12 protein-coding genes are annotated in these 14,069 nt (G+C 43.1%); 10 read left to right on the top strand and 2 right to left on the bottom strand.

Going from position 1 to position 14,069, the window contains the following annotated elements:
• Positions 1–390 precede the first annotated feature (390 nt).
• The 3 genes from FVA72_RS02855 (at position 391) to FVA72_RS02865 (ending at position 4,607) form a co-directional block, all read left to right on the top strand.
• Positions 391–1,737, top strand: coding sequence for an NCS2 family permease (locus FVA72_RS02855; RefSeq protein ID WP_004260863.1), 1,347 nt, complete (start codon positions 391–393; stop codon positions 1,735–1,737).
• 263 nt (positions 1,738–2,000) lie between these two features.
• Positions 2,001–3,650: a Na+/H+ antiporter gene (locus FVA72_RS02860; RefSeq protein WP_110592469.1), complete on the top strand. Its 1,650-nt coding sequence runs from the start codon at positions 2,001–2,003 to the stop codon at positions 3,648–3,650.
• Positions 3,651–3,707: 57 nt separating this feature from the next.
• Positions 3,708–4,607 carry a carboxylate/amino acid/amine transporter gene (locus FVA72_RS02865; protein ID WP_004260860.1) on the top strand — a complete coding sequence of 300 codons (900 nt, stop codon included), beginning with the start codon at positions 3,708–3,710 and terminating at the stop codon, positions 4,605–4,607.
• Here the strand turns inward: FVA72_RS02865 and metR are convergent.
• Positions 4,492–5,448 carry an HTH-type transcriptional regulator MetR gene (gene metR / locus FVA72_RS02870; RefSeq protein ID WP_004260859.1) on the bottom strand — a complete coding sequence of 319 codons (957 nt, stop codon included), beginning with the start codon at positions 5,446–5,448 and terminating at the stop codon, positions 4,492–4,494. The genes FVA72_RS02865 and metR overlap by 116 nt on opposite strands.
• 108 nt (positions 5,449–5,556) lie before the next feature.
• Between metR and metE the strand changes: the two genes are divergently transcribed.
• The gene (gene metE, locus FVA72_RS02875; protein ID WP_110592468.1) at positions 5,557–7,830 is read left to right on the top strand and encodes a 5-methyltetrahydropteroyltriglutamate--homocysteine S-methyltransferase; all 2,274 of its coding nucleotides are present in this window, start codon (positions 5,557–5,559) and stop codon (positions 7,828–7,830) included.
• Between the two features lie 57 nt (positions 7,831–7,887).
• On the opposite strand, the gene FVA72_RS02880 is transcribed toward metE, so the two are convergent.
• Positions 7,888–8,277 carry a YidB family protein gene (locus FVA72_RS02880; protein ID WP_004260854.1) on the bottom strand — a complete coding sequence of 130 codons (390 nt, stop codon included), beginning with the start codon at positions 8,275–8,277 and terminating at the stop codon, positions 7,888–7,890.
• 382 nt (positions 8,278–8,659) lie between these two features.
• Between FVA72_RS02880 and ltnD the strand changes: the two genes are divergently transcribed.
• The 6 genes from ltnD (at position 8,660) to denD (ending at position 14,069) form a co-directional block, all read left to right on the top strand.
• Positions 8,660–9,568 (top strand): L-threonate dehydrogenase, encoded by a 909-nt coding sequence (gene ltnD, locus FVA72_RS02885; RefSeq protein ID WP_110592467.1) that lies wholly within the window; start codon positions 8,660–8,662, stop codon positions 9,566–9,568.
• Complete coding sequence (otnK, locus tag FVA72_RS02890) at positions 9,565–10,842, top strand: 3-oxo-tetronate kinase (RefSeq protein WP_110592466.1); 1,278 nt, start codon at positions 9,565–9,567, stop codon at positions 10,840–10,842. Before ltnD ends, otnK begins: the two co-directional genes overlap by 4 nt.
• Positions 10,835–11,476 carry a 3-oxo-tetronate 4-phosphate decarboxylase gene (gene otnC, locus FVA72_RS02895; RefSeq protein ID WP_110592465.1) on the top strand — a complete coding sequence of 214 codons (642 nt, stop codon included), beginning with the start codon at positions 10,835–10,837 and terminating at the stop codon, positions 11,474–11,476. Before otnK ends, otnC begins: the two co-directional genes overlap by 8 nt.
• Positions 11,477–11,486: 10 nt before the next feature.
• Complete coding sequence (otnI, locus tag FVA72_RS02900) at positions 11,487–12,266, top strand: 2-oxo-tetronate isomerase (protein ID WP_110592464.1); 780 nt, start codon at positions 11,487–11,489, stop codon at positions 12,264–12,266.
• Positions 12,267–12,278: 12 nt separating this feature from the next.
• Positions 12,279–13,046, top strand: a complete 768-nt coding sequence (locus FVA72_RS02905) for a DeoR/GlpR family DNA-binding transcription regulator (protein ID WP_004260836.1) — start codon at positions 12,279–12,281, stop codon at positions 13,044–13,046.
• A gap of 63 nt (positions 13,047–13,109) precedes the next feature.
• Positions 13,110–14,069: a D-erythronate dehydrogenase gene (gene denD / locus FVA72_RS02910; protein ID WP_004260834.1), complete on the top strand. Its 960-nt coding sequence runs from the start codon at positions 13,110–13,112 to the stop codon at positions 14,067–14,069.

Genomic DNA, 14,069 nt, shown 5'->3' on the forward strand with positions numbered 1-14,069 from the left:
GTATCAAAAAAATGATCCCCCTCTTTAAACAGACACTATATGAAAGGTATTTAGCTATTTTTACGTAAAGTAAATGTAACTAAAAAGAATCATTATTTGAAAATAATCTTTATTGCATAAGAATCTGCATATTTGGGTGCTAAAAACAGCAAATGGGTAAGAAATGCTAAAAATACTTGATCATTCCCCCTGTTTAGAATGATAATTACCCCCCTCACGATACGTTTTATTCTATTTTAAAAGCCAAACGATTGCGCAACTGTTTTTATTGGGTTTTTTTTCTCAGTTAGTTTATTTTTTCTTAAAAACGTAATCGTTTACGTCAACGTATAGGTTAGTTGTTAGCAGTATTTGAGAATCTTCGTTTTCCATTAACAGCAGAGGTATACCATGTCAGGCCAACAGGCTTCATCCAGTTGCAAATTGGATTCATTTTTCAAGATAACAGCGCGCGGCTCTTCAGTTCGCCGTGAAATCATTGCAGGATTAACCACATTCTTAGCGATGGTTTATTCTGTCATCGTTGTACCTGGCATGTTAGGGCAAGCAGGGTTCCCTCCAACTGCGGTCTTTATTGCAACCTGCTTAGTGGCTGGTTTTGGTTCTTTATTGATGGGGTTATGGGCCAATCTACCAATGGCGATTGGCTGTGCTATTTCACTGACTGCATTTACCGCATTTAGTTTGGTATTAGGGCAGCAAATTAGTATTCCTGTGGCATTAGGTGCCGTATTTTTAATGGGGTGTTTGTTCACCATCATTTCTGTTACAGGTATTCGTAGTTGGATATTACGCAATATGCCAATGGGTATTGCACATGGTACAGGTATTGGTATCGGTTTATTTTTACTGTTAATCGCTGCTAATGGAGTGGGTTTAGTGATCAAAAACCCAAATGCAGGCCTGCCTGTTGCTCTTGGTGAATTTACGTCTTTCCCTGTTTTGATGTCACTCATTGGTTTAGCGGTTATTTTTGGTTTAGAAAAACGTCGTGTTCCGGGTGGTGTACTCCTCGTTATTATTGCAATTTCAATTATTGGTTTAATTTTTGATCCCGCAGTGAAATATCAAGGTTTTTTCAAGTTGCCTTCATTGGGTGATGATGGGCTTTCATTGGTTTTCAATATGGATATCATGGGCGCATTACAGCCAATGGTATTGCCAAGCTTACTTGCATTAGTCATGACGGCGGTTTTTGATGCGACAGGCACTATTCGTGCGGTGGCGGGGCAAGCGAATTTATTGGATAAAGACGGTCAAATTATTGATGGCGGTAAAGCGTTAACCGCAGACTCTGTAAGCAGTATCTTTGCGGGTGCGATTGGTGCATCTCCTGCGGCGGTATATATTGAATCTGCAGCAGGTACCGCCGCTGGTGGTCGCACAGGTTTAACCGCCGTGGTTGTCGGCGTACTGTTCTTACTTATTCTCTTTTTATCGCCGCTATCTTATTTGGTGCCTGCCTATGCAACAGCTCCAGCATTGATGTATGTTGGGCTTTTAATGTTAAGTAATGTCTCTAAGCTTGATTTCGATGATTTTGTGGATTCAATGTCTGGCTTATTGTGTGCCGTATTCATTGTTCTGACTTGTAATATCGTCACGGGGATCATGTTAGGCTTTGCTGCTTTGGTTATCGGCCGCATTTGCGCAGGCGAATGGCGCAAATTGAATATTGGTACTGTGATTATTGCTGTACTTTTAGTGGTGTTTTACGCTTCAGGTCTGGCAATCTAAAGTGGATTATTTCAAAAAGGTGGCTAGTGTTGCCACCTTTTTAACTTATTGTATTAATTAATCGTAAAGTCTCAATTTTTTCCCCGAAAATGGATGGCTAGGGATAAAATAGAGAGAAGGCGGTTAATCAAGTGGATGTGCATGATTTCCACTGGTTACTGGCTTAGTCTTAATTATCATGGTCTGGACGGTGCTATCTCTTACTATGCGGCGGCAGGCAAAATTTTAGGTTCTAGTCGCTAGGTTAATTCAGTAAGGGCAACATGGAAATTTTCTTTACTATTCTTATTTTGATTTTAGCTGTCTCTGTTTCAGGGGTAGCCGCTAAAATTCTTCCTATTCGTATTCCTCTTCCTCTCATTCAAATTGCTATCGGTGCGCTGTTGGCTTGGCCTCAATTCGGCCTGCATGTCACCTTTGACCCAGAACTTTTTATGGTTCTGTTAATCCCACCTTTGTTGTTTGTTGATGGGTGGAAAACCCCAACACGCGAGTTCTTTCAAAATGGTCGAGAAATTTTTATTTTAGTGTTGGTTCTCGTGCTGGTTACAGTGATTGGGATTGGTTATTTAATTTACTGGTTGATGCCAGGTATTCCATTGATTGCTGCGTTTGCTCTAGCGGCTGTGCTATCTCCAACTGATGCCGTTGCGTTATCTTCAATTGTTGGAAAAGGGCGTATCCCTAAACGGATGATGAGTGTGCTAGAAGGGGAGGCATTGATGAATGATGCCTCTGGTCTGGTTGCATTAAAATTTGCGGTAGCAATTGCCATGGGAACCATGGTGTTTAGTGCTTCTGGCGTTACCATTGAATTTTTCAAAGTTGCGGTTGGCGGGCTACTCGCAGGTATTATCGTGACTTGGCTGTACAGCAAATCGTTACGTTTAATGAGCCGTTGGAGTGGTGATGACCCAGCAACCCAAATTGTATTTATGCTATTGCTGCCATTTGCATCATACATGATTGCGGAACATATTGGGTTTTCAGGTATTTTAGCCGCCGTAGCGGCGGGTATGACCATCACAAAATCGGGGGTTATCCGTAACGCTCCATTAGCGATGAGGCTACGTGCTGATAGCGTTTGGTCGATGCTTGAATTTGTCTTTAACGGGTTGGTTTTCATCATGTTAGGGCTTCAATTGCCCGGTATCTGGGAAACGTCTGTTATCCAAGCAGATCTCGACCCAAGCGTAGAAACGTGGATGCTATTTGCCGCGGTGGCAATTATCTATTTTGCTTTACTGTTATTGCGTTTTTGTTGGCTATGGCTGATGAAAAGGTTTAGCCGTTTATTCTTAAAGAAAAAGCCACTACAATTTGCGAACTATACCGTACGTGAGCTTTGGCTAGCCTCTTTTGCAGGGGTACGTGGGGCTATTACCTTAGCGGGTGTGCTCTCTATTCCGTTATTTTTAACGGATGGCTCGCCATTCCCTGCTCGTTACCAGCTCGTGTTTATTGCCGCGGGAGTTATCTTATTTTCCATTTTTGCAGGTGTGGTCGCTTTACCGCTTCTGCTGCGTAATTTTAAAGTGGGAGATAAAGAAGCGGATGCCAATGAAATTCGCATGGCAAAAGCCGCGATGGCGGAAGTGGCGATTGTCAGTTTAAATAAAATGCAGGAACGTTTATCTGCTGACGTTGATGAAAAACTCGATTCAGAAGATATCAGTGAAGTCGCTTCCCGCGTGACGGGTTATTTAAGGCGACGTACCGCAGGACAAGATGAAATTGACCATAATTTGCTGGTTGAAGACCTTGAACGGCGTTTCCGTTTAACGGCATTACGCGCAGAACGTGGTGAGCTTTATCACTTGCGCGCAACCAAGAAAATCAGTAATGAAACGCTACAAACGTTACTGGTTGACTTGGATTTATTAGAAGCCGTCTTGATCGAAAAAGAGCATTAAAACCAAAAAGCGAGTATTCTAGCCAACATTCTTAAGTTTGGGGCGAAATACAGCATTATGTGGTTACTTGTTATCACGACGCTGCTTTGGGCAGCGTCGTTTAGTCTTATCGGCGAATACCTTGCGGGTCAAGTAGATAGTTGGTTTTCAGTATTAGTGCGGGTTGCACTGGCTTCGCTGGTTTTTTTACCTTTCCTACGTTGGCGCCAATTTAGCGCTAAGGTGATTGCGCTCTATATGCTAGTGGGCGCTTGCCAACTAGGTATCATGTACCTGTTTGTCTTCCATGCTTATCAATACCTTACTGTTGCTGAATTTTTGCTTTTTACGGTATTAACGCCGCTATATGTCACGTTAATTTATGACTTATTAGAACGGCAAAAGCTGCGTAAAGGCTATTTGTTTAGCTCACTATTAGCGGTAATCGGCGCTGCAATTATTCGTTATGACCACTTGAGTGAATCTTTTTGGTTAGGTTTACTTTTTGTGCAGTTAGCAAATATCTTTTTTGCGATTGGGCAGGTGGGGTATAAACGTCTGATGGAGGTGCATCCAATCCCTCAACATCAGGCTTTCTCATGGTTTTACCTTGGTGCAACGCTAATTGCATTACTTGGATGGCTGCTATTTGGTAATAAATCGATGATGCCGACAACGACTCTCCAGTGGGGCGTCTTACTGTGGTTGGGTATTGCAGCTTCAGGCATTGGCTACTTTATGTGGAATTATGGCGCAACCAAAGTGGATGCTGGAACCCTTGCTATTATGAATAACATGATGGTCCCAGCGGGGTTATTAGTGAATTTTGCTATCTGGCAACAACATCCGGATTGGCTGAGTTTTACCATAGGATCGAGCCTGATAGTTGCTTCTCTTTGGGTGCATAAGCGTTGGATCCTTTCGCGGCCTTCACATAAGACAAGTTCTCCACGGCGTGGTCCGTCGTCGTCTCAGTAAACGCTTCAATAGCTGGCTGGCGCTGTTCTCCTTCACGGCAAGCTGCATACAGCCGGCTCCATAAACCGCTACCCAAGGTTTTGGTTTTTACTAGCCCTTGTTTTTCAAATGAATCAACCGCCCAGTGAGGTAGTGCGGCAATGCCCATTTTGGCTGCAACCATTTGGATTAAAATTAATGTGTTATCGACATTTTTCACATTAGGAGACACGCCCGCAGGTTGCAGAAAATGGCGCCAAACATCGAAGCGATCCCGTTGTACAGGGTAGATAAGCAACGTTTCATCTGCCAAATCATGGGGTTCAATATGCGGCCTTTTGGCTAACGGGTGGTCATTCGCTACAATCAATTTCACTTCATAATCAAACATTGGCGTATAGTGGATACCTTGATCTGGCAAAATGTCAGAGGTCATCACAATATCCAATTCCCTTGACAGCAATTCAGGTTGAGGGTCGAACGTCACCCCTGACTTAAAATCTACGCTGACTTGTGGCCAAGTTTGTCTGAATTGTTGTAATGCAGGGGTCAACCACTGAATGCAGCTATGGCATTCAATCGCGATGCGTAATGCACAAACCCCAGGCTCATTACATACCCGAATGGCATCTTTTACCAATGGCAGGACTTGTTGTGCTAATTGTAATAAGACTTCCCCTTGTGGCGTAAAGCGCAATGGCTGGCTTTTACGAACAAATAACCGGAAACCTAGCCGATGCTCTAAATCACTAAACTGATGTGATAAAGCAGATTGTGTCTGGTGCAAGTGAGTTGCTGTTGCCGCTAATGAACCGTATTGGCTGAGCGCTTGCAATGTTTTTAAATGTTTTAGTTCGATCATGAGAAACCTTCACGGTGACAATGAAAAATTTGCGCTTGTGCTTTATACAGTACCTGTTGATTATGGATGTGTAAACATCTAGACGGCTAAATATTTTAAGGGGTCAATATGTCTGTTATAAATCATACACTTGGTTTTCCACGTGTCGGTCTAAAAAGAGAGCTAAAACGTGCACAAGAAGATTATTGGGCAGGCAAGATTGACCAAGCCGCTCTATTAGAAACTGGTTATCAACTACGTGTACGCCATTGGCAGCAACAAAAAGAGGCAGGTGTTGAGCTATTACCCGTTGGTGATTTCGCTTGGTATGACCAAGTGCTGACAACCAGTTTGTTATTAGGCAATGTGCCGCCACGCCATCAAAATGATGATGGTTCGATTGATTTAGATACCTTATTTCGAGTAGCCCGCGGTCGCGCACCAACGGGCAAACCCGCTCCAGCAGGTGAGATGACGAAGTGGTTCAATACTAACTACCACTACATCGTGCCTGAATTTCAAAAAGGGCAACAATTTTCCCTGTCTTGGACACAGCTGCTTGATGAAGTCGATGAGGCATTAGCATTAGGCCATAATGTGAAACCGGTTATCATTGGCCCTATAACCTACCTTTGGTTAGGTAAAGTGAAAGGGGAACCATTTGACCGCTTATCATTATTGAATGAATTATTACCTGTTTATCAGGAGATCTTGTCGCGCTTAGCAGAAAAAGGTCTTGAGTGGGTGCAAATCGATGAGCCCGCATTAGTGTTAGATTTACCAGAGCAATGGCAGCAAGCTTATCAGCAGGCTTACCAAGCGCTATCAGGCCAAATAAAAATACTGCTAACCACCTATTTCGATGGTATTAGTCACCATGTAGACTTGATTAAGCAACTCCCTGTGCAAGGTCTACATGTTGATGTGGTTGCAGGTGCTGATAATATTGAAAAACTACACCAAATACTGCCAGCAGACTGGGTATTATCACTAGGAATTATTAATGGTCGTAACGTATGGAAGGCTGACTTAGGGGAAAAATTCTTACAGGTGAAGCCGCTCTTAGGTCAGCGTGATATATGGGTAGGAACGTCATGTTCATTACTGCACAGCCCAATTGACTTAAATGATGAGACACGTTTAGATGCTGAAGTGAAAAGCTGGTTTGCTTTCGCTATCCAAAAATGCGAAGAACTTGCTCTGTTAACAAAAGCGTTAAATCAGCCAACAGACAGCCATATTGCTGAATTAGATACATACAGCGCACCTATTCGAGCGCGTAAAACATCAGCTCGTGTAAATAATGCATCAGTGGCTCAGCGTTTGGCGGCAATCAGCGAAGGGGATACAGAACGTTATAGCCCCTATCCACAGCGAGCAGCGCGCCAACGTCAACGCTTTAACTTACCATTATGGCCAACAACCACGATTGGCTCATTTCCTCAAACAAGTGAAATCAGAACATTACGTTTAGACTTCAAAAAAGGGAATGTGGATAAAACCTACTATCGCACCAATATTAGTGAACATATTAAGCAAGCCATTAAAGAACAAGAAATTTTAGATATCGATGTCCTTGTGCATGGTGAAGCTGAACGTAATGACATGGTGGAATACTTTGGTGAGCACTTTGATGGCTATGTATTTACCCAAAATGGTTGGGTGCAAAGTTACGGTTCACGTTGCGTTAAACCGCCAGTGATTATTGGTGATATTAGTCGTCCAGAAGCCATTACGGTGGAGTGGGCAAAATATGCTCAATCCTTAACGAAGAAACCTGTCAAAGGGATGTTAACTGGCCCTGTCACTATTCTATGTTGGTCATTCCCACGTGAAGATGTTAGCCGTGAAACAATAGCGAAACAAATTGCGCTAGCGTTACGTGATGAAGTGGACGACTTACAAAAAGCGGGTATCGGTATTATTCAAATCGATGAGCCTGCACTGCGTGAAGGGTTACCATTGCGTCGAGACGAGTGGGCAGCTTACCTCAAATGGGCGGTTGATGCTTTCAAGCTCAGTGCTGCGATTGCGGATGACGACACGCAAATTCACACCCATATGTGCTATTGCGAATTCAATGACATCATGGATTCCATTGCGGCATTGGATGCCGACGTGATTACGATTGAAACATCACGTTCAGATATGGATTTGTTAGATGCATTCGAAGATTTTGATTATCCAAATGAAATTGGACCCGGTGTTTATGATATTCACTCACCAAATGTACCGAATGTGGAATGGATTGTTGCGCTATTAAGAAAGGCGGCGAAGCGTGTTCCGGTTGAGCGCTTATGGGTTAACCCAGATTGCGGCTTGAAAACTCGTGGCTGGCCAGAAACTCGCCAAGCATTAGCTAACATGGTTGAAGCAGCGAAACAGCTCAGAAATGATCAGTAAAATGGCGATTAGTTAGTGTGTCAAAAAGGCAGGTTTTCCCTGCCTTTTTAGAAAGTATTAACCAAATAATTTAGATTTCAGTAAGTTCATACCGATAGAAGCCAAATCGAGGTTTTCTGGGACTTCGCCATTTGGTGTGGCGCTATCAACCAACTGAGGAAGATATTTAGCAATCATTTCTGAGGTTGCTTGAGGCTCTAAGCCAACCTGTTGAGCTAATTCTTGGATATTTGCATTTCCAAAAACTTGCATTAATTGGCTGGCATCGATAGGTAAATTATTTCCTTCACTGATCCACGATGCAATAACACCGCCTAAGCCTTGCTCGTTAAATTTTTCGATAACACCTTGAAGGCCACCTTGCTCCTCAACCCAGTTTATTACTGATTGAAATTGTTGCATTTTATCGCCTGCAACCATACCCATCATTTGCTCAAATAACCCCATGTTATCTCCTAGGCAATCCGCCAATTTATGCTCTCATCCATAGTATGGAGCATTATTCAAAAAATTGTAGTCGGCTATTTTCAGCAATTTGAGTTTTAGGTCAATAGAAATGATGCATTGAATATAGCCCAGTAAAGAAACAAAGATTTTTCATTTGTGAATTAAACGTGAATAAACATAACGAGCGTCACATTTTCTATCACATTATTCTGTGAAAGCATGTTTAAGGTGAATTTTTATTTATTTTGTTTTAATTCAATTAGTTATGCTTTTATTGTTTGTTTTTTATATTATCTCAAATGTGATATTAGTCATGTGTTTGTGAATTTTATTGTGTGAAAATTCACAACAGTCACGAAGATTAACAACATCAGGGGTCATTATGGGAAATTTCGTTAATAAAATTGGCGTGATTGGCCTAGGTTCTATGGGGATGGGGATCGCACAATCTCTTATAAAAAATAACATTCCTACCTATGGATTTGATTTAAACCAAGGTGCATGCAAAAGCCTACTTAACGCAGGCGCAATTGCAGTGGGGCAAAATGCAGCGGAATTTGCCCATGAAATTGATGCTTTGTTGCTGGTGGTGGTTAATGGTCGTCAAGTTGAAGCCATTTTATTTTCGGGTGAACAGCCTTTAGTTGAACAACTACGCCCCGGTACGGTTATTGTGTTGCACAGTACCTTGGCTGCGGAACAAACTAAAAATATCGCTCGGCGCCTTGCCTCATATCAATTACCGCTTGTAGATGCGCCTATTTCAGGTGGCTCAATTAAAGCCGCTGAAGGGAAATTGACTGTAATGGCTTCAGGTGAACCAGCTCTATTTGAGCAGCTTTCACCTGTATTTAACGCTATTTCTGAGCGCTTATATCGCGTAGGGGATGAAGTCGGCTTAGGTTCAACCGTCAAAACGATTCACCAGTTATTAGCTGGGGTGCATATAGCTGTTGCCGCAGAAAGCATGGCTTTAGCCGCCAAGGCGGGTATTGACCTTGACGTAATGTACGACATTGTTACCCATGCAGCTGGAAATTCATGGATGTTTGAAAACCGTATGCAACATGTCTTAGACGGTGATTATACGCCAAAATCCTCAGTAGATATTTTTGTCAAAGATTTAGGGCTAGTGATGGAAACAGGGAAAGCATTAAATTTCCCGCTGCCACTTGCTTCAACAGCCCATCAAATGTTTATTTCAGCGAGCAATGAAGGCTTTGGTCAGCAGGATGACAGCGCGGTGATCAAAACATTTAAAGGTATTACTTTACCGGAGAAAAAAGCATGACAGTGAAGTTAGGCGTAATAGCGGATGATTTTACCGGTGCGACAGATATTGCAGGCTTTATGGTGCAAAACGGTTGGAAGGTTGTTCAGCTATTGAATGAACCTGATGAAAATACACCAGTACCAGAAGATGTTGATGCGATAGTGATCAGTTTGAAAAGCCGCTCTTGTCCTGTCGATGAAGCTGTTAGTGCATCGACCAATGCGTGCAAGTGGCTGAATCAGAAAGCAAATTGTCAGCAAATTTTCTTTAAATATTGCTCAACGTTTGATTCAACCGAAAAAGGCAATATTGGCCCCGTTACAGATGCATTAATGGCACAACTGGGAACAGATTTAGCATTAGTTTGCCCAGCGTTACCTGTGAACGGCAGAACGGTTATTCACGGTCATTTATTTGTGAATGGCCAGCTACTTAATGAAAGTGGCATGCAGCATCACCCTGTAACCCCAATGACCGACGCAAATTTATTGCGTGTGATGGAAAAACAATCAAAAGGTAAAGCAGGTTTAGTCAAACTTGAAGATATTCAAAAAGGCAGTGACGTTGTTAGCCAAAAGCTTGCCGAGTTAGCTCAACAAGGTGTGAGTTACGCGGTCGTTGATAGCTTAACGATGGATGATTTGCTTCCTATCGCACAAGCGGTTAAAGCCATGCCACTGTTAACTGGGGGCTCCGGCCTCGGCGCTGCATTAGCGAATGTGGATAGCCAATGCCCATGGGGCGGCACAACACAACGTGGCGAAAAACCAACAGGTAAAAACAGAAAAACGGTTGTTTTATCGGGGAGTTGCTCGGTAATGACCAACAAACAAGTGCAGGCTTATCAGCAAGTTGCTCCTGCAAAAATGTTGGATGTGGGTGAATGTTTAAATAACTCAGAGTATGCCAAAACATTAGCTGATTGGGTGCAAGCACAGCAACTAACCGGTTTAGCGCCAATGCTTTATGCCACTCAATCACCTGAATTATTGAAACAGACACAAGAAAAATATGGCGCAGCGGAATCAAGTTTCGCGGTCGAGAAGGTATTTGGTGAAGTTGTCGCACTGTTGCAAGCGAAAGGGTATGACACCTTTATTATTGCGGGTGGCGAAACCTCAGGAAAAGTGGTTCAAAGCCTTGGAACAGAACAATTAAGTATTGGTTCACCAATTGCCCCTGGTGTGCCATGGGTACAGGATTTAGCAAGCGGTAACTGGTTGGCGCTGAAATCAGGTAATTTCGGCCAAGAAAATTTCTTCCAGTTTGCACAGGAGATGTTTAATGAGTGATGAAAAGGCGCTGCGCCAAGAGTTAGTCGATTGGGCTAAATCAATGTTTAACCGCGGATACAGTAGTGGTGGTGCAGGAAATATTAGTGCTCGGTTACCTGATGGTTCGATTATTGTGACACCGACAAACTCCAGTTTTGGTGATTTAGACCCTAACAAACTGAGTAAACTCGATGCACAAGGCAATTGGATTGGGGGTGATAAGCCGACAAAAGAAGTTTCTATGCATATGGCGATGTATTTGCAACGCCCTGATTGCCAAGCAGTTGTTCACCTTCACTCACCTTGGTTAACGGCGTTGTCTTGCTTACCGGGGTTAGATACAACAAATTGTTTACCTCCCATCACACCTTATTATGTGATGCGAGTGGGGAAATTACCATTGATTGAATACTTGCCACCGGGGGATGACCGAATTGGTGAGGAAATTGCAAAATTAGCACCGACACATAATGCGGTATTGCTATCAAATCATGGTCCGGTCGTGGGTGGCAAAACGTTAAGACAAGCTTTCTTCAATGCAGAAGAGTTAGAAGATACAGCTCGCTTATATATCACATTACGCCCACATGGCTTTACAACATTAACGCAAGAGCAAGTTGAACAGCTCGAAAGTCGTTATCCACAAAAGTAGTGAGGCGAAAATGGCTAAATTTGCTGCAAATTTAAGCATGATGTTTACCGAAGTGCCTTTTATACAGCGCTTTGAACGTGCTGCAAATGCGGGGTTCAAAGGTGTCGAATACCTCTTCCCTTATGAAGAAGATGCCGATGTCATTGTGGGTGAGCTGAGTAAACACCATTTAACACAAGCTCTGTTTAATATGCCAGCGGGAAATTGGGCACAAGGGGAGCGTGGTATGGCTTCGATCCCAGGTCGTGAGAAAGAATTTGCCGAAGGCGTACAAACGGCCTTGAAATACGCAAAAGCCTTAGGCTGTAAACAAGTTCATGCGATGGCGGGGAAAGTGAGTGAAAACTATACACTTGAACAGCAAACTGCATGCTATATCAAAAATATTCAATATGCGGCGGATGTGATGGCTGAGCACGGTATTCGTGTGCTTATCGAACCCATCAATACCCGCGATATGCCTGGATACTTTTTGACGACACAAAAACAAGCTGAAGCATTACTACCTGAAATTGCTCGTGAAAATGTATTTATCCAGTTGGATTTATATCACTGCCAAATTATGGAAGGTGATTTATTGAAAACAATTGAACGTTTATGGGGTAAATTTAGTCACATTCAGATAGCGTCAGTTCCTTATCGTCATGAACCGGATAGCGGTGAAGTCAATTACCCATGGATTTTTAAGCAGTTGGATGAAATGGGGTATGAAGGCTGGTTAGGATGTGAATACCATCCTGCAGGCCGCACCGAAGATGGATTAGGCTGGCTTAAACAAGCAAATTCATAATTAGGAGAACCTATGCTCCCTTCTGAGCGTCGTGATTTTATTTACCGTTACGTGCATGAACATCAAACCGTATCGATCAGTGACTTGGTTGAGCTAATGAATGTCTCTCATATGACAGTGCGACGTGATATTCGGATGTTAGAAGAAGAAGGGAAGGTACTCAGTATTAGTGGTGGCGTTAAGTTAAATGATGTGCTGCGCCAAGAGTTACCTTGGAGTGAAAAAGCGCGGTTACATCATCGCCATAAGCGTGAAATTGGCCAGTTTGCCAGCTCACTAGTTGAAGATGGGCAAGTGGTTTATCTCGATGCGGGAACAACTACCTTTGAGATAGCACGCGTACTCGGCGAGCGTTTCAACTTAACGATTGTCACTAATGATTTTTCGATTATGCAGTACTTAATGAATAAGTCGCAGCTAAACCTATACCACACCGGGGGATTGGTGGATAAACGTAACCATTCTAGTGTAGGAAATACGGCTGCGATGATGCTGAAAACCCTCAATGTTGATATTGCTTTTATCAGCACCAGTTCATGGGATTTGCAGCACGGGGTTTCTACCCCGCATGAGGAAAAGGTTCAGATAAAACAAACGCTATTGGATGTTGCTCGCCGCTGTGTGCTGGTTTCAGACAGTAGTAAGTTCGGCAAATATGGCATGTTTCGTGTTTGCCCATTGAATCAATTGCACGACATCATTTGTGATGATCAGTTGCCAACTGATGTGGTGCAGCGGATAACAGAACAAAACATAAAACTTCATTTAATCAAGACATAAAACATAAATAATCTTACCTAAAACTGCATAGCCAGTTAAAAGGCTATAGCAAGGAGAATTACAATGAAAGTTATTATTACTGGTGGCGCAGGCTTTCTGGGCCAGCAGCTAGCCGCTGCTTTGCTTAAAAATAGCCAGGGCTTAAAATTTGACCACCTTGTTTTAGCCGATATTCAATGCCCTACATCACCGGTTGAAGATGCCAGAGTCAGTTGCGTCGCGTTAGATTTAACGCAAGCAGGCGCGGCTGATAAACTGATTGATGCACAAACCGACGTGGTTTTCCACCTTGCAGCTATCGTAAGTAGCCATGCTGAAAGTGATTTTGACTTGGGTATGAAGGTTAACTTCGAAGCCACTCGCCAATTATTGGAAGTCGCTCGTGCCAAGAACCCTGCAATCAAATTTATGTTCACCAGCTCCCTCGCTGTGTTTGGTGGTGAGCTACCTGATGTCATCACAGACTTGTGTGTCGTTAACCCACAATCGTCCTATGGTGCTCAAAAAGCTATGTGTGAATTGATGGTGAATGACTATTCACGTAAAGGCTTTGTTGATGGTCGAGTGATGCGTTTACCGACTATTAGCATTCGCCCTGGTGTACCCAATAAAGCAGCCTCTTCATTCGCAAGTGGCATTATTCGCGAGCCATTAAATGGGGTTGAAAGTGTTTGTCCTGTCTCCCCTGACCTCGCGTTATGGTTATCTAGCCCTGAAACTGTGATTAACAACTTTATTCATGCGGTCAGTATCCCTGCTGAAAAATTTGGTAAATCACGCACTGTGAACCTGCCAGGTATCACTGTTACCGTCCAAGGTATGATCGATGCTCTGCGTGATGTTGCAGGCCAAGAAGCTGTGGATCTTATTCGCTTTGAGCCTGATGAAGCCATTAACCGTATTGTGGCGAGCTGGCCGGGCAAATTTGATATCAGCCGAGCATTGGATCTCGGTTTTCGTGCAGATGGTTCGTTTGGTGATGCGATCCGTTCGTTTATCACCCACCACGGTTCGTCTAAGTAG

The sequence above is a fragment of the Providencia sp. PROV061 genome, assembly GCF_011045655.1.
Classification (GTDB): Bacteria; Pseudomonadota; Gammaproteobacteria; order Enterobacterales; family Enterobacteriaceae; genus Providencia; species Providencia hangzhouensis.

Coding starts and splice junctions, on each gene's coding strand:
- FVA72_RS02855 (WP_004260863.1), top strand. CDS start 391: ATGTCAGGCCAACAGGCTTCATCCAGTTGCAAATTGGATTCATTTTTC.
- FVA72_RS02860 (WP_110592469.1), top strand. CDS start 2,001: ATGGAAATTTTCTTTACTATTCTTATTTTGATTTTAGCTGTCTCTGTT.
- FVA72_RS02865 (WP_004260860.1), top strand. CDS start 3,708: ATGTGGTTACTTGTTATCACGACGCTGCTTTGGGCAGCGTCGTTTAGT.
- metR (WP_004260859.1), bottom strand. CDS start 5,448: ATGATCGAACTAAAACATTTAAAAACATTGCAAGCGCTCAGCCAATAC.
- metE (WP_110592468.1), top strand. CDS start 5,557: ATGTCTGTTATAAATCATACACTTGGTTTTCCACGTGTCGGTCTAAAA.
- FVA72_RS02880 (WP_004260854.1), bottom strand. CDS start 8,277: ATGGGGTTATTTGAGCAAATGATGGGTATGGTTGCAGGCGATAAAATG.
- ltnD (WP_110592467.1), top strand. CDS start 8,660: ATGGGAAATTTCGTTAATAAAATTGGCGTGATTGGCCTAGGTTCTATG.
- otnK (WP_110592466.1), top strand. CDS start 9,565: ATGACAGTGAAGTTAGGCGTAATAGCGGATGATTTTACCGGTGCGACA.
- otnC (WP_110592465.1), top strand. CDS start 10,835: ATGAGTGATGAAAAGGCGCTGCGCCAAGAGTTAGTCGATTGGGCTAAA.
- otnI (WP_110592464.1), top strand. CDS start 11,487: ATGGCTAAATTTGCTGCAAATTTAAGCATGATGTTTACCGAAGTGCCT.
- FVA72_RS02905 (WP_004260836.1), top strand. CDS start 12,279: ATGCTCCCTTCTGAGCGTCGTGATTTTATTTACCGTTACGTGCATGAA.
- denD (WP_004260834.1), top strand. CDS start 13,110: ATGAAAGTTATTATTACTGGTGGCGCAGGCTTTCTGGGCCAGCAGCTA.